Here is a 22,560-nt window from a genome sequence, read left to right as displayed (position 1 = left end):
GCCTACACCGGCAGGCCTGGTGGCGGCCGGCGCGGAGGCACCGGGCGACGCGCGGGCACGGGCCGGCGCGCGGAGCGCGGCGGGATCGGGCGGAACCGGGCCGTCCACGACAGATCCGGGCAGGTGCCGGCCGAGCAGGGTGAGCCGGTGCAAAGCGGCGTGGGCCGGGGGCGGGTGCTCGTGGCACGCCTGGACGACGCGGGTGACGTGCTGCTCACGGGACCCGCCGTCAGGGCCGTGCGGACGCTGGCCGCCGAGGTGGTCTTCCTGGCGGGCCCGAACGGCAGGGCGGCCGCCGAGCTCCTGCCGGGCGTGGACCAGGTGATCGAGTGGCACGCCCCGTGGATCGACCACACCCCGCCGCCGGTCAGCAGGAACGACGTCGCCGGCCTCGTCGGCCGGTTGCGCGGCGTGGACGAGGCGGTGGTGCTGACGTCGTTCCATCAGTCGGCGCTGCCGCTGGCGCTGCTGCTGAGATTGGCGGGCGTGCGCAGGATCACCGCCATCAGCAACGACTATCCCGGCTCGCTGCTGGACGTCAGGCACGTCGTGGACGAGAGCGTCGACGTGCCGGAGGCGGAGCGGATGCTGACCGTGGCCGCGGCGGCCGGGTTCCTGCTGCCGCCGGACGATGACGGAAAACTCGCTGTTCAGCGGCCATTGCCGGATATTTCGGGACTTCTGGGGAACGCGTCCGGCGCTGACAAGCGCACGTACGTCGTGGTCCACCCCGGCACCTCGGCCCCCGCCCGCACCTGGCCCGCCGGCCTGCACCGGCAGGCGGTGCGGGAGCTGGCCGAGGACGGGCACCAGGTCGTCGTGACCGGAACAGAACGTGATCTCACCGCCCACGTGGCCGGAGACGTCGCCGTCGACCTGGGCGGGATGACCACGCTCGCCGAACTGGCCGCCGTGATCGAGCACGCGGGCGTGCTGGTGGCCGGCAACACCGGCCCCGCCCACCTGGCCGCGGCCGTCGGCACTCCGGTCGTGAGCCTGTTCGCCCCCGTCGTCCCCGCGGCCCGGTGGGCCCCGTACGGCGTGCCCACGGTGTTGCTCGGCGACCAGCAGGCGCCCTGCCGGGACAGCAGGGCGCGCACCTGCCCGGTGCCCGGGCACCCATGCCTGTCCCAGGTGACCGGCGAGCAGGTGGTCAAGGCAGTGAGGGAGCTGACGCAGTGAAGGTGGATCTCATCTCCGAGCACGCGGACCCGCTGGCCGCGGTGGGCGGCGTGGATTCCGGCGGCCAGAACGTGCACGTCGCCGCGCTGGCCCTGGCGCTGGCGGAGCGCGGGCACACGGTGGTCGTCCACACCCGGCGCACCCGCGGCTCGCAGCCCGCCTCGGTGACCATGGCGCCGGGCGTCACGGTCGAGTACGTCCCCGCCGGCCCCGCGGCCCAGGTCCCCAAGGACGAGCTTCCCCCGTACATGCCGGAGTTCACCGAGCGGCTGGCCGGCCGGTGGGCCGCGCGCCCGCCGGACATCGTGCACGCCCACTTCTGGATGAGCGGGCAGGCGGCCCTTCAGGCGGCCCCCGGCGTGCCGGTGGTGCAGACGTTCCACGCGCTCGGCACCGTCAAGCGGCGCTGGCAGGGCGAGGCGGACACCAGCCCCGCGCACCGGATCGCCACCGAGCGCGAGATCGCCAAGCGGGCCGACGCCGTGCTCGCGACCTGCACCGACGAGGTGCACGAGCTGCGCGCGATGGGCGTGCCCGAGCAGCGGGTCGCGGTCGTGCCGTGCGGGGTGGACCTGACCGCGTTCTGCGCGGAAGGCCCCGTCGCACCGCGCACCGAGGGCAGCCTGGTGCTGAGCATCGGCAGGATGGTGCCGCGCAAGGGTGTCGACACCATCGTCAGAGCGATGCGCGGGGTGCCCGGCGCCGACTTGGTGATCGCCGGCGGTGGCCGGGACGACGCGGAGGCGCGCCGGCTGCGCGAGCTGGCCGGGGCGTACGGGCTGGAGCACCGCGTGCACGTGATCGGCAGCGTGCCGCGCTCGCACGTGCCGGCGCTGATGCGCTCGGCCGACGTCGTGGTCACGGTGCCGTGGTACGAGCCGTTCGGCATGGTGCCGGTGGAGGCGATGGCGTGCGGCGTTCCCGTCGTGGCCTCGGCGGTCGGCGGCCATCTGGACACGGTCGCGGGCGCGGGCGTGCTGGTGCCGCCGCGCCGCCCGCGCGCCCTGGCCAGGGTGCTGCGCGAGGTGCTCGGCGACCCGGGCAGGCGGGCGGAGCTGGGCGCGGCGGGGGCGCGCCGGGCCCGCGAGAGGTACGGCTGGGCCCGCGTGGCCGAGCGCACGGAGGCCGTGTACGCGCAGGTCATCGACGGGAAGGTCGGCCATCTGGCGGCCCTGGGGGGTTGATCATGGATGCTCATCTGGAGAAGCTCTGGAACACGCTGGAGAAGGTCGACGACCACGCGGTCGCCGTCCGGGCCTGGGGTGGGAAGCTCGCCGGGGTGCTGTCCGCCGGAGGCAGGCTGCTGGCCTGTGGCAACGGCGGCTCGGCCGCGGAGGCCCAGCATCTGACGGCCGAGCTGGTCGGCAGGTTCCGGCACGACAGGCGTCCTTACGCGGCGATCCCGCTGCACGCCGACGGCTCGGCGCTGACGGCGATCGCCAATGACTTCGGCCACGAGGAGGTCTACGCCCGCCAGGTGCTGGCGCACGGCCGCGCGGGCGACGTGCTGATCTGCCTGTCCACCAGCGGCCGCAGCCCCAACGTGCTGGCCGCGGCCGCGGCGGCGCAGGAGAGCGGGATCGTCGCCTGGGCCATGACGGGCCCCGCGCCGAACCCGCTGGCCATCCTGTGCGACGAGGCGGTCGCGGTGCCGGCGGAGGAGACGGCGACCGTACAGGAGGTGCACCTCGCGCTGATCCACCTGTTGTGCGACGCGGTGGAGGAGGCGCTGTGAGGGGGCCGCTCGTCGTCATCGGCGACTCGCTGCTGGACGTGGACGTCGAGGGCGACGCGGAGCGGCTCTGCCCTGACGCGCCGGTCCCCGTGGTCGACGTGGCCGCCGAGCAGGCCCGCCCGGGCGGGGCGGGCCTGGCGGCGCTGCTGGCCGCCCGCGACGGCGCCGACGTCGTGCTGATCACCGCGATGGGCGACGACGCCGACGGCCACCGCCTGTGCGGGCTGCTGTCCGAGGAACTCGATCTGGTACGCCTCCCGCTGCGCGGCGGCACCGTGCGCAAGACCAGGATCAGGTCGAAGGGCCAGACGCTGGTCAGGCTGGACACCGGCGACGGCGCCGCCAGGTACGCCCCCAGCGAGGAGGCGGCGCAGGCGATCCTCCAGGCGGGCGCGGTGCTGGTGTCCGACTACGGCAGGGGTGTGGCCAGGATGGCCCGCGGGCTGCTGCGCGACGTCGCCGTTCCGGTGGTGTGGGACCCGCATCCCCGCGGTGAACGTCCCATGCCCGGCTGCGCGCTGGTCACGCCGAGCGAGGCGGAGGCGCGGCTGCTGTGCCCCGACGGCTATCACGGACCGGACCAGGCGGCCCGCTGCCTGGTGAGGGCCCTGCAGGCCAGGGCGGTGGCCGTCACGACCGGCGAGCGGGGCGCCGCGCTGGCCGTGGAGGGCGGCCCGCTGACGTCGGTGCCGCCGCCGGTGCGCGCCGCCGGTCAGGACGCGTGCGGGGCGGGCGACCGGTTCGCCGCCACCGCGGCGCTCGCGCTGCGTGACGGCACCGACGTGCAGGACGCGGCGACGATCGGCGTCGGCGAGGCCTCGCGGTTCGTCGAGCGCGGCGGCGCGGCCACCGTCAGGGTCCGCGAGCAGCGGCTCGGCGACCGGCCACGCACGGCGCTGGAGGTGGCCGAGCTCACCCGCGCCCAGGGCGGACGGCTGATCGCGACGGGCGGCTGCTTCGACCTGCTGCACGCCGGGCACGTGAGCCTGCTGCGGCGGGCCAGGGCCCTCGGCGACGCGCTCGTCGTCTGCGTCAACTCCGACGACTCGGTACGCCGGCTGAAGGGCCCGCCGAGGCCCATCGTGGACGCGCGCGACCGGGTCGAGGTGCTCAGGGCGCTCAGCTGCGTGGACGCCGTGCTGGTGTTCGACGAGGACACCCCGGCGGCCGCCATCGAGCGGCTGCGGCCCGACGTGTGGGTCAAGGGCGGCGACTACACGGGGGAGGTCCTGCCCGAATCCGAGGTCCTCGGCAGGCTCGGCGCGGAGACCGTCGTGCTGAGCACGCTGCCGGGACGTTCGACCACCAATCTGATCAAGGAGATCCAGTGAACATTCTCATCACCGGGGGAGCTTCCGGGCTCGGACTGGCCACCGCCGAGGCAGTGGAGAAGGAGGGCTGGCGGGCGCTGGTCGTCGACGTCCGGGCGCCCGACCAGCGTTTCGAGCACGTCACGGCCGATCTGGCCGACCGGGGGGAGGCCGAGCGGGCCGTACGCGAGCTGGCCGAGCGGGCCGGCGGCCTGGACGGCGTGGTGACGGCCGCGGGCATCGACGCGTGCGGGCGCCTGGAGGACGTCCCCGCCGACGACTGGGAGCGGGTCGTCCGGGTGAACCTGCTCGGCACGGCCTCCGTCGTACGCGCGGCGCTGCCGTATCTCAAGCACACCCGCGGCACGGTCGTCACCTGCGCGTCGACGCTGGGCCTTCGGCCGCTGAGCGACGCGTCGGCGTACTCGGCGTCGAAGTTCGGCGTGGTCGGCTTCACCAGGGCGCTGGCGACCGAGCTGCGCGGGGAGGTCGGGGTGACCCTGCTGATCCCCGGCGGCATGCGTACGAGCTTCTTCGACGGCCGTCCCGAGCAGTACAAGCCGGGGCCCGAGGCCGGGCTGAACGATCCGGCCCACGTCGCCCAGTCCATCGTCTTCGCGCTGCGGCAGCCGGCCGGATGCGAGGTGAGAGAGCTCGTCGTCTGCCCGTCCACGGAGACGTCATGGCCCTAGATCTCCTGGTGCTCCGCGGGCTCGGCCTGGGCGACCTGCTCACGGCCGTGCCCGCGCTGCGGGCGCTGCGGCAGGCCTTTCCCCGGCACCGGATCACGCTGGCGGCGCCGCGAGGGCTGGACGCCCTGCCGCCGCTGACCGGGGCGGTGGACGAGCAGGTGGACGTGTCGGGGCCGGGGCCGATCCCCATGGACGGGGTGCCGTTCGAGCGCCCCGACATCGCGGTGAACCTGCACGGCAAGGGCCCGCAGAGCATCGAGGCGCTGCGGGCGACCGGTCCCGGCCGGCTGATCAGCTTCGGCACGGGCCCTGCGTACCCGGAGGGTGTGCACGAGGTGCGGCGCTGGTGCGGGCTGCTGGAATGGCACGGCATCGGCACCGACCCCGCCGACCTGACGCTCGGCGTCTCCGACCGTACGGGGCCCGCGATCGTGCATCCGGGCGCCGCCTATCCCGCCAGGCGCTGGCCGCCGGAACGTTTCGCGGAGGTCGCCGCCGCGCTGGACGACGTGGTCGTCACGGGGAACGCCGAGGAGGCGCCGCTGGCCAGGCGGGTCGCCGAGCTGGCGGGGCTGCCGCCCGAGCGGGTGCCGGCCGGGCGTACCACCATGGCCGACCTGGTCGACCTGGTCAGCCGGTCGCGGCTGGTGGTGTGCGGCGACACCGGGGTCGCACACCTGGCGACGGCGTTCTGCGTCCCGTCGGTGGTACTGTTCGGGCCGGTCTCCCCCGCCCTGTGGGGGCCGCCGCCCGGGTGGCGTCACGTGGCTCTGTGGGCCGGGCGGAACGGGGATCCGCACGGCGAGCGGCCGGATCCCGGCCTGTTGAAGATCGAAGTTTCCGAAGTCGTCGACGCTGCCTTGGAGGTCACGTCATGAGGGCTCTGGTCACCGGGGGCGCCGGCTTCCTCGGTTCCTACCTGTGCGAGCGGCTGCTGGACGAGGGTGCGGAGGTGGTCTGCATGGACAGCTTCCTGACCGGCGGGCCGCGCAATGTCGAGCATCTGATGGACCGGCCGGAGTTCCGGCTGATCGAGTGCGACCTGACCGGGTACGTGCACGTGCCCGACCGGCTGGACCTCGTGCTGCACTTCGCCTCGGCCGCCTCGCCCGCCGACTACCTGCGCTACCCGATCGAGACCCTGCGGGTGGGCAGCGCCGGCACGCTGCACGCGCTGGGGCTGGCCAGGGAGAAGGGCGCCAGGTTCGTGCTGGCCTCCACCAGCGAGGTGTACGGCGACCCGCTGGAGCATCCGCAGCGCGAGACGTACTGGGGCAACGTGAACCCGGTCGGCCCGCGCAGCGTCTACGACGAGGCCAAGCGCTTCGCCGAGTCGCTGACCACCGCCTACCGCCACTCGCGCGGCACCGACACCGGGATCGTGCGCATCTTCAACACCTACGGGCCCCGCATGCGCCCGTTCGACGGCCGGGCGATCCCCACGTTCATCAGGCAGGCGCTGAAGCGCGAGCCGATCACGATCACCGGGGACGGCTCCCAGACGCGCTCGGTCTGCTACGTGGACGACACCGTGGCGGGCATCCTCGCGATGGCCCGCAGCCACTTCGGCGGCCCGGTCAACATCGGCAACCCGGACGAGCTGACCATGCTGGAGCTGGCCACGATGATCAAGGAGCTGGCCGGGTCGTCGTCGGAGATCGTCTTCATCGACCGTCCCGCCGACGATCCCAAGGTCAGGCGGCCCGACACGTCGCTGGCGGCCGAGCAGCTGGGCTGGCGGGCGCAGGTGCCGGCGGCCGAAGGGCTCAGGCGCACGATCGAGTGGTTCACCGCCGAGCTGGCCTCGATGGATCAGCTCGAACAGCTGCAGGTCTGATCATGGCCAGGACCGCGATGGTCGTCGTCGACATGCTCAACCCGTACGAGCACGCGGACGCCGAGCTGCTGGAGCGCGCCGTCCAGCCGATCCTGCCGCCGCTGGTCGAGCTCATCGGCCGGGCACGATCGCGCGACGACGTGGACCTGATCTACGTCAACGACAACTACGGCGACTTCACCGCGACCAGGGAGGACCTGGTGGCGCGGGCGCTCGGCGGCCACCGGCCGGACCTGGTCGAGCCGATCGTGCCCCCGGCGGACTGCTCGTTCCTGCCGAAGGTGCGGCACAGCGCGTTCTTCGGGACGCCGCTGGAGTACCTGCTCGGGCAGCTGGGGACGGACACGGTCCTGCTGGCGGGCCAGGTGACCGAGCAGTGCATCCTGTACAGCGCGCTGGACGCGTACATCCGGCACTATTCGATCATGGTGCCGCCGGACTGCGTGGCGGCGATCCACCGCGACCTCGGGCTGGCGGCGCTGCGCATGATGGAGCGCAACATGTCGGCCGAGGTCACCCCGGCCAGGGGCTGCCTCACCTAGCGCGGGCTCCCGTCCCCTGCCGGAGCCTGCTAGAGCTCAACGCCGAGCAGGGCGTCCACCACGTCCCTGACCAGGCCGGGAGCGCCGGTGTCCGGGCCCTCGCCGGCCAGCGCCCCGGCGGCCCAGGCGTCGACCGCGGCCAGCGCGCCCGGCGCGTCGAGGTCGTCGGCCAGGCGCTCGCGCACCGTGGCCAGAAGCTCGCCGGCGCGCGGTCCCGACGGCAGCGCCGTGGCCCGGCGCCACAGCTCCAGCCTGCGCTCGGCCTCGGCCATCAGCTCGGGCACGTATTCCCAGTCGGCGCGGTAGTGGTGGGCGAGCAGCACGAGCCGGACCGCCATCGGGTCGTGCTGCTCGCGCAGCTTGGAGACGAAGACCAGGTTGCCCTTCGACTTCGACATCTTCTCACCGTCGAGCGCCACCATGCCGGCGTGCGTGTAGAACTTGGCGAAGGGCCACTCCCCCGTGGCCGCGTGGCCCTCGGAGGCGCCGCACTCGTGGTGCGGGAAGATCAGGTCGGAGCCGCCGCCGGCCACGTCGTAGCCCGCCCCCAGGTTGTCGAGGGCGATCGCGGTGCACTCGATGTGCCAGCCGGGCCGGCCCCTGCCGAGAGGCGAGTCCCAGGCGGGCTCGCCGGGCCGCTCGGCGCGCCACAGCAGCCAGTCGAGCGGGTGCCGCTTGCCCCGCCGGTCGGGGTCGCCGCCGCGCTCGGCGAACAGCGCCAGCATCTCGTCCTCGTCGTAGCCGGAGACCTGCCCGAACTTGGGCGCGTCGGCCACGCTGAAGTAGACGTCGCCGTCGAGGTCGTAGGTGACGCCCTTGGTGGAGAGCCTGGCGATCAGGTCGGCGACCTGGCCGACGACCTCGGTCACGCCGACGTACTCGCGGGGCGGCACGATCCGCAGCGCCTCCATGTCGCTACGGAACAGCTCGATCTCCCGCTCCGCCAGCTCGCGCCAGGCGACGCCGGTCTGCGTGGCCCGTTCCAGCAGCGGATCGTCCACGTCGGTCGCGTTCTGGGTGTAGTGCACCTCGTGGCCCGCGTCGCGCCACAACCGGCCGACGAGGTCGAAGGCGAGGTAGGTGTTGGCGTGGCCGAGATGGGTGGCGTCGTAGGGGGTGATGCCGCAGACGTACATCCTGGCGCTCGGCCCCGGATCGGTCTGCCGGACCTGCTTCGCGGAGGTGTCGTGGAGACGCAGCGGGATGCTCTCACCAGGGAGCTTGGGTATGTTGGGGGCAGACCACGATCGCATGTCTTCGAGCCTATCCGTCCCGATCTGCGGTCAGGTCGGTGAAGTCGTACGTCACGCCGCCGGCCTCGATCTCGACCTCCATCACCGAAAGGGAGGCGAAGACGCGGCCGTCGGGCATCTCGTGCCGGACGATGAGCGCGCCCGGGTCGGAGGACGGCTCCGCCGCGGCCAGCTCGTGCCAGGCACTCGTCTCCGCGAATCTGGGGAGGTAGGCCAGCACCCGCTCGTCTCCCGGATCAAGGCCCGAGTTGACCACCATGCTGGTGCCCTCGGGCAGCTCGGCTTCGGTGCGCCGCTCACCGTCCCAGCTGAACAACCGCACCCGCGACAGGTCGGCCAGCACCAGATGGAAGGGGTCGTAGCGGGTCAGGTCGGCATCGGGGAAGTCTCCGCCGTACGCGGCCCGAAGCGCCAGGTCGCCACGGGAGATCTTCGTGGTCTCCCGCGCGGCCCGGCCGCGGCCGTTGAGGAGGGCGGCGGCGCGGCGGGCCGCCGGGTTGACGGCCAGCCAGGTGCCGCCGGCCTTGAGGTCGCGCCCGCCGATCACGCCGGGGTATTCGGGCCAGTGCTCACCCGGGCCTTCCCACGGGCGGTCGGTGAGCTCGTCTCTCACACCCATGAGCGTCAGCGGCCGCCCGGTTCTCACGATCAGCGTGCACATGGGCAAAGGGTAATCAACGGCCCAAGTCGCGTGGCTTCCGGGGTCGGGTCAGATCGGCGGCCAGGGGATGGCGGGCCAGCCCTCCGGCGGGTAGGGGTGCACGCCGGTGTCGAGCAGTCGCCTGACGCGCTGCCAGGTGGCCTCCACCTCCGCCGGCGTGAGCAGCTCGCGCAGCCTGCGCCCGAGCGAGCCCGACTCGAGGTCGCGCTCCAGCTTGGCCAGCACCGCCACCGCCTCGCGGGCCAGCGGCTTGCCGCGCCACTGCCACAGCACCGTGCGCAGTTTGTCCTCGACGGAGAAGCAGACCCCGTGGTCGACGCCGTAGACATGGCCGGTGGGCAGCGGCAGCAGGTGACCGCCCTTGCGGTCGGCGTTGTTGACCACGGCGTCGAACACCGCCATCCGGCGCACGACCGGGTTGCGGCTCTTGACCAGCCGCATGAGATCGATCTCACGCTCGGTGTCGATCCAGAGCTGGCACATGCCAGGCCCGAAAGGGCCGTCGCGGTAGACCGTGGGCGGCACGATGCGCCAGCCGGTCGCCTGGGACACCTCGTAGGCGGCCACCTCGCGGGCGGCCAGGGTGCCGTCGGGGAAATCCCACAGCGGGCGCTCACCGCGTACGGGCTTGTAGACGCAGGCCGCCGTGCGGGAGCCCAGCTTGACCGAGCAGTAGAGCGTCATGTTGGTCGCCTCGACCAGGCGGCCGGCCACCTCCAGGCGGCCGTCACGCAGGAGCGTGTGCGCCTCGTCCTCGTGCAGGGGCGGCGATGGGGACGACTTGACGGCCGGTTCGCTCTCAGGAGCGGTCATGAAGCCGCCTCACCCCCGCGGTAGCCGTTGAGACGGACGCACACGTGACCGGCCGCGTCGAGCGGCTGGCTGCACAGGGGACACGGCGGGCGGCCCGCCGCGACGATCTGCAGCGCTCGCTGGGTGAAGGCGCGGGCGGCCCCGGCGCTGATGCGTACGCGCAGCACCGCGGGGTCGGGGCCGTCGAGGTCGTCCTCGTCGACGGCCTCCTGCGCCTCGATCACCACCTGCGATCTGTCCGAGTCCCAGGCGAGCGCCATGGTCCCCACCCGGAAGTCCTCCGCGACCGGCACGTCCAGGGGCGCGTCGTCGGACAGGTCGGCGGGCGCCAGCGCGGGCACGTGCGCGGTGCCCCCGCTGAGGCGCAACACCTCGTCGAGCAGCTCGTCGAGCCTGCCCGCCAGCGCAGCGACCTGCAACTTCTCCAGCGCCACCGTGGTCAGTCTGCCCTCGGCCCTGGCCTGCAGAAAAAAGACCCGCGCGCCCGGCTGCCCCAAGGCACCGGCGACGAACCTCTCTGGTGGGTCGTAGTCGAAGACCGGCATAGCCTGACCTTACGTGGTTCCGGGTCCGCCGCCGACGGCAGCATCGCTCCCGGTGAAGTTTTCTCCCCCGTCTTTCTCCTCCGAATCCTCGGGAAGCCTCAATTCCCCCATATCGTTAAGCCTGAGCACAAAGGGACGCAGCGGCGCATAGCGAATGACGGTGAGCGCTCCAGGATCGGCTGTTATCCGCTGAAAGTGATCGAGGTGGAGGCCCAGAGCGTCCGCGACGATCGCCTTGATCACGTCGCCGTGGCTGCAGACCAGGTAGACACCCTTCTCCCCGACCCGCTCGTTCCACTCCCTGACCGCCGCGACCGCCCGATGTTGCATCGCCGTCAGCGCCTCGCCGCCGGGGAAGGCCACCGCGCTCGGATGCGCCTGGACGACCTGCCACAGCGGCTCGCGGGCGAGCTCTTTCAGCGGCCGCCCGGTCCACTCGCCGTAGCCGCACTCGATGAACCGTTCGTCGATCACCACCTCCGCCGCGCGCCCGTCGGCGACCGCCTGGGCCGTCTCCCGGCATCGTTCGAGCGGGCTGGAGACGATGGCGTCGAGACCGACGCCCGCGATGCGCCCGGCGAGCGCCGCGGCCTGCGCTCTGCCCGCCTCGCTCAGGTGCACTCCCGGGGTACGGCCGGCCAGCACCGGCCCTGTGAGATCCGTCAGCCCGTGCCGGGCGAGAAGCAACGTGGTCACCCTGCCAGTGTCGCAGGCGCCGATCACAGCCGATCACCGCGGCCGGGCCTCCCGCACTGGCCCGGCGCCGTCGCCCGATCGCACGAGAGGCCATCCCTCCCCCGTGGACCGCGAACCACCACCCGCTGAGCAGATCTCCGGCCGGCCGATGAGAAAACGGCATGGCGGGTCGCCGCTACAGCCCTGACCACCGACAACAGCGGAGCGGCAGCCTGCTGGGCAGGTTTCTTGTTGGTAACCTGGCGGGATCATGGAGCAGCGCTATGTCGGCCACAGCGGACTGTCGGTGTCCAGGCTGGGGCTCGGCACGATGACCTGGGGGCGTGACACCGACACGGACGAGGCGGCCGCCCAGCTCCGCACGTTCCTCGACGCGGGCGGCAACCTCGTCGACACGGCCGACGTCTACACCGGCGGCGACTCCGAGCGGTTGCTGGGGCGCATGTTGCGCGACTCGGTGCCGCGCTCCGAGCTGGTGATCTCCACCAAGGCCGTGGTCACCCCCACGGGCCGGCGGCCCCGCGACGCCTCACGGCGCCACCTGATCGCCGCCGTCGACGACTCGCTCAACCGGCTCGGGCTCGACTACGTCGACCTCTGGCAGCTGCACACCTACGACTCCGAGGTGCCCCTGGAGGAGACGCTGGCCGCGCTCGACGCGATCGTCTCCTCCGGCCGCGCCGTCTACGCCGGCGTCTGCGACTACGCCGGCTGGCAACTGGCCGCCGCCGCGGTCACCCAGAAGATGATCCCCGGCCGCATCCCGATCACCTCGGCGCAGGCCGAATACTCGCTGCTGGCCCGCGAGCCCGAGCGGGAGTTGCTGCCCGCCGCCAACCACCTCGGCGTGGGCATGCTGGCCTGGTCACCGCTGGGCCGGGGGGTGCTGACGGGCAAATACCGCGCCGGCGTCCCCGGCGACTCTCGCGCCGCCACCCCGCACTTCGCCGACTTCGTCCGCCCCTATCTCGACGAGCGCAGCCGGCGCGTGGTCGAATCGGTCATGACCGCCGCCGACGGGCTCGGCGTCTCGCCCCTGGCGGTGGCGCTGTCGTGGGTGCGCGACCAGCCCGGCGTCGCCTCCGCCATCGTCGGAGCGCGTACACACGCGCAGCTCAAGGGCATCCTGCCCGCCGAAGACGTGGTGCTGCCCATAGAGATCCGAGAGGCCCTCGATGACGTGTCGTCACTCGACTGACCGGGAACGAGAGACTCTCTCGTGTATCACTAGTCGATACCGAATCGCAACTTTACCCGGCAAACGCCTGCGTCCGACCGGGGATGTCCATCAGGATTTCCCCCTGAGGCAACGCAGGAGGGGACGGATGGGGAGCAGGACCGCGATCTCGGCTGGAGTTCTCGCGGTGGCGTTGGGGGCCGTTCCGGTGGCGGCACCGGCCGCGGCGGCGACCACCCAGGACTGCACGCGGGGCGGCGGCCTGCTCTCAGGGGTGACCAACACGTTGTGCGACGTCGTGGGTGCGGTGACGGGCACGGTCGACACCCTGACAGGCGGAGCCACCGGCAAGGTGACCGACGGCCTCGACAAGACCACCGACGAGGTGCTCGGCAGGGTGGGCAGGGTCGTGCCGACCACCAGGCCGAAGGCCACCAGGACGATCGAGCCGCAACCCTCGCCGTCGCCCAGGGCGACGGAGCAGGAGCGGGAGCCCTCCGACGACGGCTGCCGACCGGAGCCGGCCTGCGCGGACGGCGAGGTCTACAGCACGCTGTCGCCGCCGCCCACGTCCTCGGCCAGGCGCCCGGCGCGGCCGCGCGCGGGCCAGAAGGACTCCTCGCCCGAGCCCGGCACGTCGAGGACGCGCAGGCCCGAGAGCCGGCCGCAGCTCATGGACACGCGCCGGCCGCTGGCCGACAAGAAGCGGGCCGACCCGGAGGAGCCGCGGGTCGACCTGCTGTGGCCCAACCCGTTCGCGCACGAGCTGACCGTGCCGATGCAGCAGCAGCGGGTCGTGCGGCCCAGCCCGCCCGCCTCCGACGTGCTGGGCACGGCGCTGACCATCGCGCTGCTGGGGTCGGCGGTGCTCGCCGCCCGCATCGTCCAGCAGCGCCGCAGCCGCAACGAACCCGCAGAGTCGATCCCCTTCGAGCCGGCCCGCGCCGGCAACGGCCGCCACCGCACGGCCTGAGCACCACCGCCGGACCCCACCGCCGGCGTCGGTCAGTCCGGAAAGCCGGGCATCCGAAGCGACCGCACGGCTTGATGCCCACCGCCAGGCCTGAACACCGGGCCGCCGTTGCGACCACCTGGCCTGAACGATGCCGCCAATCTGAACACCAGGCACCCGGCGCAACCCCCAGGCCTGAACGCCGGGCGGCCGTTGCGGCCGCTTGGCCTTGCCGCCCGCCAGGGCGAACGCCTGCGCCGGCCATGACCGCCTCGGCGGCGACGGCGGCCGGCTCTTTGAGCGCCGCCGCCGTCTCGCCTGAGCACCGGTGGGTGTTTCAGCCGCCGATGGCGTGGACGCCGCCGTCCACGTGGACGATCTCGCCCGTCGTCGCCGGGAACCAGTCGGACATGAGCGCCACGCACGCCCTGGCTGCCGGGACCGTGTCGGACAGGTCCCAGCCCAGCGGGGCCTTCTCCGGCCAGCTGTCCTCGAACTCCTTGAAGCCCGGGATCGACCTGGCGGCCATCGTGCGCAGCGGACCGGCCGCCACCAGGTTGACGCGGATGTTGTGCTTGCCCAGGTCGCGGGCGAGGTAGCGGTTGCAGGACTCCAGGCCCGCCTTGGCCACGCCCATCCAGTCGTAGACCGGCCAAGCCTTGGAGGCGTCGAAGTCGAGGCCGACGACGGCCCCGCCTTCCTTCATGAGCGGCAGGCAGGCGACAGCCAGCGACTTGAACGAGTAGGTCGACACCTGCAGAGCGGTCGCGACGTCGTCCCACGAGGTGTTGAGGAAGTTGCCGCCCATCGCGCTCTGCGGGGCGAAGCCGATCGAGTGGACCACGCCGTCGAGGCCGTCGACGTGCTCTCCCACCCGGGCCGCGAGCGTGTCGAGGTGCTCGGTGTTCTGGACGTCGAGCTCGAGCACCGGCGCCGGGGACGGCAGCCGCTTGGCGATGCGCTCGACCAGGCTCAGCCGGCCGAACCCGGTGAGCACCACCGTGGCGCCCTCCTCCTGGGCCAGCTTGGCCACGGAGAAGGCGATCGAGGCATCGGTGAGCACGCCCGTCACGAGGATCCGCTTGCCTTCGAGAATGCCCATGTCAGTGCCCCATTCCGAGTCCGCCGTCGACGGGGATCACTGCCCCGGTGATGTAGGAGGCGTCGTCGCTCGCCACGAAGCGCACGACGCGCGCGACCTCCTCGGGGGTGGCCTGGCGCCCGAGCGGGATGCGCGCCAGGATCTGCTCCTGGTCGAGGTCGGCCGTCATGTCGGTGGCGACGAAGCCGGGCGAAACGACGTTGACCGTGATGTTGCGCGAGCCGTATTCGCGGGCCATGGAGCGGGCGAAGCCGATGAGGCCGGCCTTGGAGGCGGCGTAGTTGGCCTGCCCGGCCTGGCCGCTCATGCCGATGACCGAGGAGATGAGGACGATCCGGCCGCGCTTGAGCCGCATCATGGGCCTGATGGCCCGCTTGGCGACGCGGTAGGCGCCGGTGAGGTTGGCGTCGATGACGTCGGTGAAGGTCTCCTCCTGCATCATCGCCAGCAAGGTGTCCTTGGTGATGCCGGCGTTGGAGACGACGACCTCGACCGGGCCGTGCTCGGCCTCCACCTTGTCGAATGCGGCCTCGACGTCGGCCATGCTGGTGACGTCGCAGCGCACGCCGAACAGGCCCTCGGGCGGCTCCCCTGAGCGGTAGGTGACCGCGACGGCGTCGCCTGCCGCGGAGAGTTCACGGGCGATCGCGAGGCCTATGCCGCGATTGCCTCCGGTGACGAGTACAGAGCGTGCCATGACACCTGACGCTATCTCCTACCGGCGGGTATGCGCTTGTCCGGGTGACACAAGATCGCAGGGTTAGGATCGTGGACATGCGCCAGATCGATCCCGACTTCCTGGAGCTGCCGCTGCGGCAGCTCGCGGACGCCGCCCTGCAACGTGCCCGCGACCTCGGCGCCGAGCACGCCGACTTCCGGCTCGAACGCGTCAGGGCCGAGACGCTGAGTCTCTATGACGCCCGGCTCGAAGGCTCCATGGACGCCGACGACCTGGGCTACGCCGTGCGCGTCGTCAAGGGCGGCACGTGGGGGTTCGCCGCCGGCATCCACCTGGCCCCTGAGGCCGCCGCGGCGGTGGCCGAGCAGGCGGTGCGGGTGGCGGAGGTGAGCGCCCCGATCAACAGGGAGCCCATCGAGCTGGCCCCGGAGCCGGTGCACGCCGACGCCGTGTGGGTGTCGGCGTACGACGTCGACCCGTTCGAGGTGGCGCCGGCCGACAAGGTGGGCCTGCTGGCCGACTGGTCGGCCGGGCTGCTGAAGAGGGCCGACCACGTCTCGGCGCGGCTGCTGCAGGTCAAGGAGCAGAAGTTCTACGCCGACACGGCCGGCACGGTCACCACGCAGCAGCGGGTGCGGGTGCACCCCAGGCTCAACGCGATGAAGGCGGCCGAGGCCGGGTTCGACGACATGTCGACCCTCGCGCCGCCGGTCGGGAGGGGCTACGAGTATCTGACGGGCACGGGCTGGGACTGGCAGGGCGAGCTGGCCAGGCTGCCCGAGCTGCTGGCGGAGAAGCTGGCCGCGCCCTCGGTCGAGGCCGAGGACTACGACCTGGTGATCGACCCGTCCAACCTGTGGCTGACGATCCACGAGTCGATCGGCCACGCGACCGAGCTCGACCGGGCGCTCGGCTACGAGGCGGCCTACGCCGGCACCAGCTTCGCCACGTTCGACCAGCTGGGCGAGCTGGTCTACGGTTCACCACTGATGAACGTGACCGGCGACCGCACGGTCACGCACGGCCTGGCCACGATCGGCTACGACGACGAGGGCGTGCAGGGGCACAGTTTCGACATCGTCAGGGACGGCATCCTGGTCGGCTACCAGCTCGACCGGCGGATGGCGCTGATGAAGGGGTTCGGGCGGTCCAACGGCTGCGCGTTCGCCGACTCCCCCGGCCACATGCCGATCCAGCGCATGGCCAACGTGTCGCTGGTGCCGGCGCCCGGCGGGCCCTGCACCGACGAGCTCATCGCGGGCGTCGAGCGGGGCCTCTACATCGTCGGCGACAAGAGCTGGTCGATCGACATGCAGCGCTACAACTTCCAGTTCACGGGGCAGCGGGCGTACAAGATCTCGCACGGGAAGCTGGCCGGTCAGGTCAGAGACTTCGCCTACCAGGCGACGACGACCGACTTCTGGCAGTCGATGGAGGCCGTGGGCGGGCCGCAGACCTACGTGCTAGGCGGTGCGTTCAACTGCGGCAAGGGCCAGCCGGGGCAGATCGCGCCGGTCAGCCACGGCTGTCCGGCGGCGCTCTTCAGGGGCGTGCGGATCCTCAACACGGTGCAGGAGGGCGGCAAGTGAACGAGCGCGGCGAGCTGACCGGCGGGCACGGGTCGGTGGAGAGCCCCGTCTCCCCTCAGGAGATGGTGGAGAGGGCGCTGGAGCTCTCCCGTAATGACGGCTGCGTGGTGCTGGTGAACGAGGGGTCCACGGCCAACCTGCGCTTCGCGGGCAACACGCTGACCACGAACGGCGTCGCCCGCTCGTCGCGGCTGACCGTGATCTCGATCGCGGGGCAGGGCGTGGGAGTGGTGTCACGGTCCGCCGTACGCGAGGACCAGCTCGCCGGTGTGGTGGCGGCGGCCGACGCGGCGGCTCGCGAGGCCCAGCCCGCCGAGGACGCCCGTGACCTCGTGGCGGGCGTCCCCGCCTCGCCTGACTGGAGCGAGCCGGTACGACCGACCGACATCGGGGTGTTCGCAGGGTTCGCCCCCGCGCTCGGCGACGCGTTCGCCGCCGCGGAGGCGGCCGGAGGCAAGCTGTACGGGTTCGCCCAGCACAAGGTGACCACGACCTTCCTCGGCTCGTCCACGGGCCTGCGGCTGCGCCATGACCAGCCGGCCGGCAAGGTCGAGCTCAACGCCAAGTCCGCCGACATGAAGCGTTCTGCGTGGACCGGCGTGTCCACACCCGACTTCACCGACGTCGACGTGGCGGCGCTCGGGTCCACGCTGGCGCAGCGGCTGGAGTGGGCCAAGACGCGGATCGACCTGCCCGCGGGCCGCTACGAGACGCTGCTGCCGCCGAGCGCGGTGGCCGACCTGATGATCTACATGTACTGGTCGTCGGGCGCCCGCGACGCGCTCGACGGACGTTCGGTGTTCGCCAGGCGCGGCGGGGGCACCCGGGTGGGCGAGCAGCTGGCCACGCTGCCCGTCTCGCTGTCGAGCGACCCGGGGGCGCCGGGCATCGGGTGCGCGCCGTTCGTGGCGGCCCACGCCTCCGACAGGGACAGCTCGGTCTTCGACAACGGGCTGCCGCTGGGGCCGACCGGCTGGATCACCGACGGCCGCCTCGACGCGCTGCTGCAGACCCGCTACTCGGCGGGGCTGAGCGGGCTCCCGGTGACACCGGGGATCGACAACCTGATCTTGTCGGGTCCCGGTGACGGCCGGTCGCTGGACGAGATGATCGCCTCCACCAGGCGCGGGCTCCTGGTCACGTGCCTGTGGTACATCCGCGAGGTCGACCCCCAGACGCTCCTGCTGACCGGGCTCACCCGTGACGGTGTCTACCTGGTCGAGCACGGCGAGATCGTGGGCGAGGTGAACAACTTCCGCTTCAACGAGAGCCCGGTCGACCTGCTGGGGCGGCTGGCTGAGGTGGGCGCGAGCGAGCGCACGCTGCCGAGGGAGTGGGGCGACTACTTCCAGAACACGGTCATGCCGCCGGTGCGGGTGCCCGACTTCAACATGTCCACGGTGAGCCAGGCGAGCTGACCCGCGCCGCCCGCTCGTCGCAGCCGTCCGCCGCAGCCTCCCGCCCGTCACAGCCGCCCCGCAGCCGCCCGCCCGCCGCCTGCCGGGGGCGGGCGGACTCAGCGAGGGCCCAGCAGGGCGCCCAGGGTGTGGCTGAGCGACTCGCCGAGCGCCTTCGCGCACGTGTCGTAGCCCTCGGGCGGGCCTCCGTAGGGGTCGCGCACGTCGGGCGCGGGCCGCCGGCGGCGCCGCCCGGCGGCCGACTCGACGATCGCCCGCGCGCGCTGCGCGGTGTCGGATCGGTGGTGGTGCTGCTCCGTGCCCGCCGCGAGCGCGGCGAACTCGGGCAGCGTGAACGTCTTCCGCGCGGCGGCCGGGTCGAGCCCGACCGCGACGGCGGCGTGCCTGGCCTCCATCGTCAGCAGCAGGTCGGCCGACCCGACGAGGCCGGGGTCGAGTTGCCAGGCCCGGTGGGCCCGGCCGTCGAGGCCCAGCCGGGCGAGCGTGGCGAGCGCGTGCGGCGCCATCGGATGGCCGGTCAGGGCGTGCACCCCCGCGCTCCCCGTGGCGGCGGACAGGCCCGTGCCGGCGAGCATCGCCCTGACGATCACCTCCGCCATGGCGGAACGGCAGATGTTCGCCGTGCACACGAGCAGGATGCGGAACTCACCGTTCACGTGGGCCAATCTAGCCGGTGGCGCCCGGCGCTCAGGCGTCTTCCAGGCGGAAGCCCACCTTCAGGCCGACCTGGAAGTGTGCGACCTCGCCGGCGTCGAGGTGGCCGCGGATCTCCGTCACCTCGAACCAGTCGAGGTGACGCAGCGTCTGTGCGGCCCTCCTGAGGCCGTTGCGGATCGCCTCGTCGACGCTCTCCCCCGATGTGCCGACGATCTCGGTGACCCGGTACGTACGGTCCGTCATCTCCCCATCCTCCTTACTCGAAGGCCATGGTCGCATGACCTGCGTCCACGCCCGGGGGCGCCGTCGCGCCCTGCTCATCCGAGGTCTACCGTGGAAGGTATGAAGGGGTGGCGCAAGAAGCCGGACGTCCACGCCGTCACCGACGCCAGGCCGTCGCTGACCGCGGACATCCGCAAACGTGAGATCAGCTACCTCATCAAGATGGGCATCCGGACGATCTGCCTGATCCTGGCGGTCGTGGTGCCGCTTCCGTGGCCGTACCGGCTGCTGTTCATCGCCGGCGCGGTCTTTTTGCCATACATAGCCGTAATCGGGGCCAATGAGAGGGGCCAGGTCGTCCCGCCTCCTACCTTTCAGTCGCCGGAGGCTAACCAAACCGAGATACCGCTGCATCGACGCGAGATCGGGTCGTGACTAAGTCTTGACGCATCCCATGGGTTGTAGGTGTACGCTTTAGCCAAGCGCTCCGGTCCCCCGTCGGAGTGCTGGTGCCGGCGTTCCGGGCCCCCGTCGGAACGCCGATGAAGCGACGCCGGGTGGTTTGCCCCCGTAACCACCCGGCGTCGCCCCTTTCCGGAAGTTTTGATCAGTGCGACGCCGTCGGGCGAGTCGGATAGGACTGCTTTCCCGAAATCGTTTACACCCCTCCTGCCCCACAATTCACAGGGAACTTTCAGGGGCCAGAGGGCTTGACTTCAACAGTTCGTTCGAGTGTCAGTCGTCCGTCAACGTCTCGGTGGTCGCCTGCGACCAGTTTTTCGCCAATGTGATCAGTTTGGCCACCGCGTCCTCGGGTGCGGTGCCGGCGCCCTGGGCGAGCCCGAGCAGATAGGCGGTCAGGGGCGCGGCCGGCCTGGCGACCCCGTGGGCGACCTCCTTGGTCAGGTCGAGAATCAGGTCACGGTCCACCGTGGCCGGGTCGATGCCGAGTTCCTTGCAGGCCAGGGCGGTCCATTCGTTGAGCACGTGCATACGAGCCTCCTCCAGATCGTCCATTGTGTCGCAGTCGAACCACGGCCGCCCGCGCAGCGCCAGGCGCACCGTCACGAGCGGGCCCAGCAGGCCCTTGAGCGAGCGTCCCTGATAGTCCGCGAGAGCCGCCTTCAGTTCGGCGGCCGGCCACGCGCCGGCCAGCCACTGCTCGCGCCCTCCCGCGTCCACCAGCACGACCCCGCCCGACGGCTCGGCGGCCCGGAGCATGGCCGCCACGTGGGCCGCCGTCATGAAGGGCAGGTCACCGGCGAGCAGCACCACCCACGGCGCGGTGACCTCGTTCAGGCCGGCGGCGAGCGCGGGCACGGGGCCGCCGCGCGGGGGATCCTCCCTGACGAACACGACGCCCGGGATCGCACGTCCGGGGCCGGCCACGATCGCCTTCCTGGCGCCCGCGACGGCCGCGACCACGTGCTCGACCAGGGTGCGTCCGCCCACGGTCAAGCCGGGTTTGTCCGCTCCGCCCAGCCTGCGTGCCGCTCCCCCGGCCAGGATCACCGCGTCGAAGTCCACGCCCTCACCCCCAGATCGAAACCGTCCCGCACCTCACCACATCCTCCGCCCACACCCCACCGAAGGTACGGGCACCCCCGAAGGGCGGCCCCAGGAGCCGGACACATCTTCCTCACGCACCGGTGCCACGGCCCGGACGGGCGGACGCCGTGTCGCGGCGGCTCGCGTTCCAGGGGCCCAGAGGTCGAGTCGCGGGGAGATGCGTTCGGGCCGGATGCCGAGCCGCGGCGGCTCGCGTCGCGGGGGCCTCCGGGGCCCCGGCGCGGCGGCTCGCGTTCTGGCGTCCATGGAGAACCGCCACCGGTCGCGGCGCCGGAGGGCTAGCCGCCGATGGCGGACATGGGGCGGGCGGGCTGGAGGAAGGACGGGTCGTCGATGCCGTGCCCGGCACGCTTGCGCGCGACCGCCGCCACCCACCTCTCGGCCAGTTCGTCGTCGGACGCGCCCGCGCGCATGGAGGTCTTGAGGTCGGACTCCTCTGTGGCGAACAGGCAGTTGCGCACCTGGCCGTCGGCGGTGAGCCGGACCCGGTCGCAGGAGCCGCAGAACGGGCGCGTCACCGAGCCGATCACCCCCACCCGCGCCGGCCCGCCGTCCACGAGGAACCGTTCGGCGGGCGCGCTGCCGCGTTCCTCCAGGTCGTCGGCCTTCAGGTCGAACGACGCGGACAGCAGATCCAGGATCTCGTCGGCGGTGACCATGCCCTCGCGGCTCCAGCCGTGCTGGGCGTCGAGCGGCATCTGCTCGATGAAGCGCAGTTCGTAGCCCTGGTCGAGGCACCAGCGCAGCAGCGGCACCGCCTCGTGGTCGTTGACGCCGCGCATGAGGACCGCGTTGACCTTCACGGGCCGCAGGCCCGCCTCGTCGGCCGCGGCCAGCCCGGCGATCACGTCGGCGTGCCTGTCACGGTGCGCGAGCCGCTTGAACGTGCCCGGGTCGAGCGTGTCGAGCGAGACGTTGACCCGGTCGAGCCCGGCGTCGGCCAGCGCGCCGGCCAGGCGGGCCAGGCCGATGCCGTTGGTGGTGAGCGACACCTGCGGCCTGGGGGTGAGCGCGGTGGTGCGGGCGACGACGTCGGCCAGCTCGCGCCTGAGAAGAGGCTCGCCGCCGGTGTAGCGCACCTCGGTGATGCCCAGCCGCTCGACGCCGATCGTCACCAGGCGGACGATCTCGTCAGCGGTGAGCAGCTGCGGGTTGGGGAGCCAGTCGAGCCCTTCCGGCGGCATGCAGTAGGTGCAGCGCAGATTGCACTTGTCCGTGAGGGACACCCGCAGATCAGTCGCCACCCGTCCGAACGAGTCTCGCAACATGGGGCGTCACCTCCTGTTCGTTCGCCAGGGGACCAGACTATGACGCATGCCGGGAGGCGCTTCCCGTCGCCCCTCCTTGCCACGACAACACATCCCCATCTTGATCGATTCCTCCTTGGTACGCGAACCGGGCCCCTTCTCAGCCGGCGAGGGCGGCGTCGTCCGTTGCGGTGTCCTCATCCGTCCAGGCGTCCTCCGGCCCGTTCGGACGGGCTAGGGCGTGCCCGCGTGCCAGGTCTCGCGGGCGTGCATCAGCTCGGCCAGGTGTTTCCTGGACCACTCGCAGCCGGCGTTCATCGGTTCGAGGAGGCTGCGGCCGAGGGCGGTCAGCTCGTATTCGACGCGCGGCGGGATCTCGTCGTAGGCGGTCCTGGTGAGCAGGCCGTCGCGTTCCATCGCGCGCAGGGACTCGGTGAGCACCTTGGGGGTGATGCCGCGCAGCGGCCGCTGGAGCTCGGTGAAGCGCCGCGGGCCCAGTTCGAGGCAGCGGATGATCTTGGCGGTCCACTTGTCGCCGACGCGGATGGGGGCGGCGGTAGGAGGGCATCCGTAGAACATGTCCGGATCGAGAGGCTCGGCCATGCCCGTCATCGTAGGTAACTATCGTTGCGGAAAGCGAGGTCCTGCCCTCTACCGTTCTCCCGGCGGCCGGGGAGTCCGG

At 72.3% G+C, this 22,560-nt stretch carries 25 protein-coding genes; 13 read left to right on the top strand and 12 right to left on the bottom strand.

The annotated features are described in order from the left end of the window. The first annotated feature begins 159 nt into the window (after positions 1–159). Genes ABGB01_RS07220 through ABGB01_RS07185 form a run of 8 tightly spaced genes read left to right on the top strand, consistent with a single transcriptional unit; the run spans position 160 to position 7,298 of the window. Entirely contained in the window at positions 160–1,182 is a 1,023-nt protein-coding gene (locus tag ABGB01_RS07220; RefSeq protein ID WP_347772105.1) for a glycosyltransferase family 9 protein, read from the top strand. Further along, positions 1,179–2,366 (top strand): glycosyltransferase, encoded by a 1,188-nt coding sequence (locus ABGB01_RS07215; RefSeq protein ID WP_347771536.1) that lies wholly within the window; start codon positions 1,179–1,181, stop codon positions 2,364–2,366. The genes ABGB01_RS07220 and ABGB01_RS07215 overlap by 4 nt, the downstream gene beginning before the upstream one ends. 2 nt (positions 2,367–2,368) lie before the next feature. Beyond that, positions 2,369–2,917 (top strand): SIS domain-containing protein, encoded by a 549-nt coding sequence (locus ABGB01_RS07210; RefSeq protein WP_347622160.1) that lies wholly within the window; start codon positions 2,369–2,371, stop codon positions 2,915–2,917. After that, on the top strand, positions 2,914–4,248 hold the full coding sequence (locus ABGB01_RS07205) for a PfkB family carbohydrate kinase (RefSeq protein ID WP_347771534.1): 1,335 nt from the start codon (positions 2,914–2,916) through the stop codon (positions 4,246–4,248). Before ABGB01_RS07210 ends, ABGB01_RS07205 begins: the two co-directional genes overlap by 4 nt. Then, positions 4,245–4,919: an SDR family oxidoreductase gene (locus ABGB01_RS07200; RefSeq protein ID WP_347771532.1), complete on the top strand. Its 675-nt coding sequence runs from the start codon at positions 4,245–4,247 to the stop codon at positions 4,917–4,919. Before ABGB01_RS07205 ends, ABGB01_RS07200 begins: the two co-directional genes overlap by 4 nt. After that, positions 4,910–5,797 carry a glycosyltransferase family 9 protein gene (locus tag ABGB01_RS07195; RefSeq protein ID WP_347771530.1) on the top strand — a complete coding sequence of 296 codons (888 nt, stop codon included), beginning with the start codon at positions 4,910–4,912 and terminating at the stop codon, positions 5,795–5,797. The genes ABGB01_RS07200 and ABGB01_RS07195 overlap by 10 nt, the downstream gene beginning before the upstream one ends. Next, the gene (locus tag ABGB01_RS07190; protein ID WP_347771528.1) at positions 5,794–6,756 is read left to right on the top strand and encodes a UDP-glucuronic acid decarboxylase family protein; all 963 of its coding nucleotides are present in this window, start codon (positions 5,794–5,796) and stop codon (positions 6,754–6,756) included. The genes ABGB01_RS07195 and ABGB01_RS07190 overlap by 4 nt, the downstream gene beginning before the upstream one ends. A gap of 2 nt (positions 6,757–6,758) precedes the next feature. Beyond that, a complete protein-coding gene (locus tag ABGB01_RS07185; protein WP_347771526.1) occupies positions 6,759–7,298 on the top strand; it encodes an isochorismatase family cysteine hydrolase in 540 nt (179 codons plus the stop codon). 29 nt (positions 7,299–7,327) lie between these two features. Here the strand turns inward: ABGB01_RS07185 and mshC are convergent, their stop codons facing one another. The 5 genes from mshC to ABGB01_RS07160 are packed head-to-tail and all read right to left on the bottom strand — an operon-like array spanning position 7,328 to position 11,266. Further along, a complete protein-coding gene (gene mshC, locus ABGB01_RS07180; protein WP_347771524.1) occupies positions 7,328–8,551 on the bottom strand; it encodes a cysteine--1-D-myo-inosityl 2-amino-2-deoxy-alpha-D-glucopyranoside ligase in 1,224 nt (407 codons plus the stop codon). A 10-nt stretch (positions 8,552–8,561) separates the two neighbouring features. After that, positions 8,562–9,212: an NRDE family protein gene (locus ABGB01_RS07175; RefSeq protein WP_347771522.1), complete on the bottom strand. Its 651-nt coding sequence runs from the start codon at positions 9,210–9,212 to the stop codon at positions 8,562–8,564. 48 nt (positions 9,213–9,260) lie between these two features. Beyond that, entirely contained in the window at positions 9,261–10,025 is a 765-nt protein-coding gene (locus ABGB01_RS07170) for an SCO1664 family protein (protein ID WP_347771520.1), read from the bottom strand. Next, positions 10,022–10,570, bottom strand: coding sequence for a DUF3090 domain-containing protein (locus ABGB01_RS07165; protein WP_347771518.1), 549 nt, complete (start codon positions 10,568–10,570; stop codon positions 10,022–10,024). The genes ABGB01_RS07170 and ABGB01_RS07165 overlap by 4 nt, the downstream gene beginning before the upstream one ends. Before the next feature lie 9 nt (positions 10,571–10,579). Further along, positions 10,580–11,266 (bottom strand): MSMEG_4193 family putative phosphomutase, encoded by a 687-nt coding sequence (locus ABGB01_RS07160; protein WP_347771516.1) that lies wholly within the window; start codon positions 11,264–11,266, stop codon positions 10,580–10,582. A gap of 250 nt (positions 11,267–11,516) precedes the next feature. Between ABGB01_RS07160 and ABGB01_RS07155 the strand changes: the two genes are divergently transcribed. Both ABGB01_RS07155 and ABGB01_RS07150 read left to right on the top strand, forming a co-directional pair. After that, complete coding sequence (locus ABGB01_RS07155; RefSeq protein WP_347771514.1) at positions 11,517–12,464, top strand: aldo/keto reductase; 948 nt, start codon at positions 11,517–11,519, stop codon at positions 12,462–12,464. 127 nt (positions 12,465–12,591) lie between these two features. Further along, positions 12,592–13,416 (top strand): hypothetical protein, encoded by an 825-nt coding sequence (locus ABGB01_RS07150; protein WP_347771512.1) that lies wholly within the window; start codon positions 12,592–12,594, stop codon positions 13,414–13,416. A gap of 316 nt (positions 13,417–13,732) precedes the next feature. Here ABGB01_RS07150 and fabI read toward each other — a convergent pair whose 3' ends face one another. Both fabI and ABGB01_RS07140 read right to left on the bottom strand, forming a co-directional pair. Further along, complete coding sequence (fabI, locus tag ABGB01_RS07145) at positions 13,733–14,497, bottom strand: enoyl-ACP reductase FabI (protein WP_347771510.1); 765 nt, start codon at positions 14,495–14,497, stop codon at positions 13,733–13,735. Between the two features lies 1 nt (position 14,498). Then, positions 14,499–15,194, bottom strand: a complete 696-nt coding sequence (locus ABGB01_RS07140) for a beta-ketoacyl-ACP reductase (protein WP_347622172.1) — start codon at positions 15,192–15,194, stop codon at positions 14,499–14,501. A 77-nt stretch (positions 15,195–15,271) separates the two neighbouring features. Here ABGB01_RS07140 and ABGB01_RS07135 point away from each other — a divergent pair, with 77 nt between their 5' ends. Both ABGB01_RS07135 and ABGB01_RS07130 read left to right on the top strand, forming a co-directional pair. Further along, a complete protein-coding gene (locus tag ABGB01_RS07135; protein ID WP_347771508.1) occupies positions 15,272–16,765 on the top strand; it encodes a TldD/PmbA family protein in 1,494 nt (497 codons plus the stop codon). A gap of 62 nt (positions 16,766–16,827) precedes the next feature. Beyond that, a complete protein-coding gene (locus tag ABGB01_RS07130; protein ID WP_347772103.1) occupies positions 16,828–18,183 on the top strand; it encodes a metallopeptidase TldD-related protein in 1,356 nt (451 codons plus the stop codon). A 98-nt stretch (positions 18,184–18,281) separates the two neighbouring features. Here ABGB01_RS07130 and ABGB01_RS07125 read toward each other — a convergent pair whose 3' ends face one another. Together ABGB01_RS07125 and ABGB01_RS07120 are read right to left on the bottom strand one after the other, a co-directional pair. After that, positions 18,282–18,839 (bottom strand): hypothetical protein, encoded by a 558-nt coding sequence (locus tag ABGB01_RS07125; protein ID WP_347771506.1) that lies wholly within the window; start codon positions 18,837–18,839, stop codon positions 18,282–18,284. A 31-nt stretch (positions 18,840–18,870) separates the two neighbouring features. Beyond that, positions 18,871–19,083, bottom strand: a complete 213-nt coding sequence (locus ABGB01_RS07120; protein WP_347771504.1) for a dodecin — start codon at positions 19,081–19,083, stop codon at positions 18,871–18,873. 99 nt (positions 19,084–19,182) lie between these two features. Between ABGB01_RS07120 and ABGB01_RS07115 the strand changes: the two genes are divergently transcribed. Beyond that, the gene (locus ABGB01_RS07115; RefSeq protein ID WP_347771502.1) at positions 19,183–19,497 is read left to right on the top strand and encodes a DUF3099 domain-containing protein; all 315 of its coding nucleotides are present in this window, start codon (positions 19,183–19,185) and stop codon (positions 19,495–19,497) included. A 300-nt stretch (positions 19,498–19,797) separates the two neighbouring features. On the opposite strand, the gene ABGB01_RS07110 is transcribed toward ABGB01_RS07115, so the two are convergent. The 3 genes from ABGB01_RS07110 to ABGB01_RS07100 form a co-directional block, all read right to left on the bottom strand. Continuing rightward, positions 19,798–20,589, bottom strand: coding sequence for an NTP transferase domain-containing protein (locus ABGB01_RS07110; protein WP_347771500.1), 792 nt, complete (start codon positions 20,587–20,589; stop codon positions 19,798–19,800). A gap of 320 nt (positions 20,590–20,909) precedes the next feature. Then, positions 20,910–21,899: a GTP 3',8-cyclase MoaA gene (gene moaA, locus ABGB01_RS07105; protein ID WP_347771498.1), complete on the bottom strand. Its 990-nt coding sequence runs from the start codon at positions 21,897–21,899 to the stop codon at positions 20,910–20,912. Between the two features lie 213 nt (positions 21,900–22,112). Next, positions 22,113–22,481: a helix-turn-helix domain-containing protein gene (locus tag ABGB01_RS07100; RefSeq protein WP_347771496.1), complete on the bottom strand. Its 369-nt coding sequence runs from the start codon at positions 22,479–22,481 to the stop codon at positions 22,113–22,115. Between the last annotated feature and the right edge of the window lie 79 nt (positions 22,482–22,560).

The organism is Nonomuraea sp. B5E05 (assembly GCF_039880665.1).
In the GTDB taxonomy this organism is placed as follows: Bacteria; Actinomycetota; Actinomycetes; order Streptosporangiales; family Streptosporangiaceae; genus Nonomuraea.
The sequence above is the reverse complement of the archived record's forward strand: the minus strand, read 5'-3'. Positions and strand labels throughout refer to the sequence as shown.

Excerpts from the sequence above, each read along its gene's own strand:
- ABGB01_RS07135 (WP_347771508.1), top strand. The coding sequence starts at position 15,272 with ATGCGCCAGATCGATCCCGACTTCCTGGAGCTGCCGCTGCGGCAGCTC.
- ABGB01_RS07195 (WP_347771530.1), top strand. The coding sequence starts at position 4,910 with ATGGCCCTAGATCTCCTGGTGCTCCGCGGGCTCGGCCTGGGCGACCTG.
- ABGB01_RS07100 (WP_347771496.1), bottom strand. The coding sequence starts at position 22,481 with ATGGCCGAGCCTCTCGATCCGGACATGTTCTACGGATGCCCTCCTACC.
- ABGB01_RS07130 (WP_347772103.1), top strand. The coding sequence starts at position 16,828 with ATGGTGGAGAGGGCGCTGGAGCTCTCCCGTAATGACGGCTGCGTGGTG.
- fabI (WP_347771510.1), bottom strand. The coding sequence starts at position 14,497 with ATGGGCATTCTCGAAGGCAAGCGGATCCTCGTGACGGGCGTGCTCACC.
- ABGB01_RS07165 (WP_347771518.1), bottom strand. The coding sequence starts at position 10,570 with ATGCCGGTCTTCGACTACGACCCACCAGAGAGGTTCGTCGCCGGTGCC.
- ABGB01_RS07190 (WP_347771528.1), top strand. The coding sequence starts at position 5,794 with ATGAGGGCTCTGGTCACCGGGGGCGCCGGCTTCCTCGGTTCCTACCTG.
- ABGB01_RS07115 (WP_347771502.1), top strand. The coding sequence starts at position 19,183 with ATGAAGGGGTGGCGCAAGAAGCCGGACGTCCACGCCGTCACCGACGCC.
- ABGB01_RS07185 (WP_347771526.1), top strand. The coding sequence starts at position 6,759 with ATGGCCAGGACCGCGATGGTCGTCGTCGACATGCTCAACCCGTACGAG.
- ABGB01_RS07170 (WP_347771520.1), bottom strand. The coding sequence starts at position 10,025 with ATGACCGCTCCTGAGAGCGAACCGGCCGTCAAGTCGTCCCCATCGCCG.
- ABGB01_RS07150 (WP_347771512.1), top strand. The coding sequence starts at position 12,592 with ATGGGGAGCAGGACCGCGATCTCGGCTGGAGTTCTCGCGGTGGCGTTG.
- ABGB01_RS07210 (WP_347622160.1), top strand. The coding sequence starts at position 2,369 with ATGGATGCTCATCTGGAGAAGCTCTGGAACACGCTGGAGAAGGTCGAC.
- mshC (WP_347771524.1), bottom strand. The coding sequence starts at position 8,551 with ATGCGATCGTGGTCTGCCCCCAACATACCCAAGCTCCCTGGTGAGAGC.
- ABGB01_RS07140 (WP_347622172.1), bottom strand. The coding sequence starts at position 15,194 with ATGGCACGCTCTGTACTCGTCACCGGAGGCAATCGCGGCATAGGCCTC.
- ABGB01_RS07175 (WP_347771522.1), bottom strand. The coding sequence starts at position 9,212 with ATGTGCACGCTGATCGTGAGAACCGGGCGGCCGCTGACGCTCATGGGT.
- moaA (WP_347771498.1), bottom strand. The coding sequence starts at position 21,899 with ATGTTGCGAGACTCGTTCGGACGGGTGGCGACTGATCTGCGGGTGTCC.
- ABGB01_RS07155 (WP_347771514.1), top strand. The coding sequence starts at position 11,517 with ATGGAGCAGCGCTATGTCGGCCACAGCGGACTGTCGGTGTCCAGGCTG.
- ABGB01_RS07120 (WP_347771504.1), bottom strand. The coding sequence starts at position 19,083 with ATGACGGACCGTACGTACCGGGTCACCGAGATCGTCGGCACATCGGGG.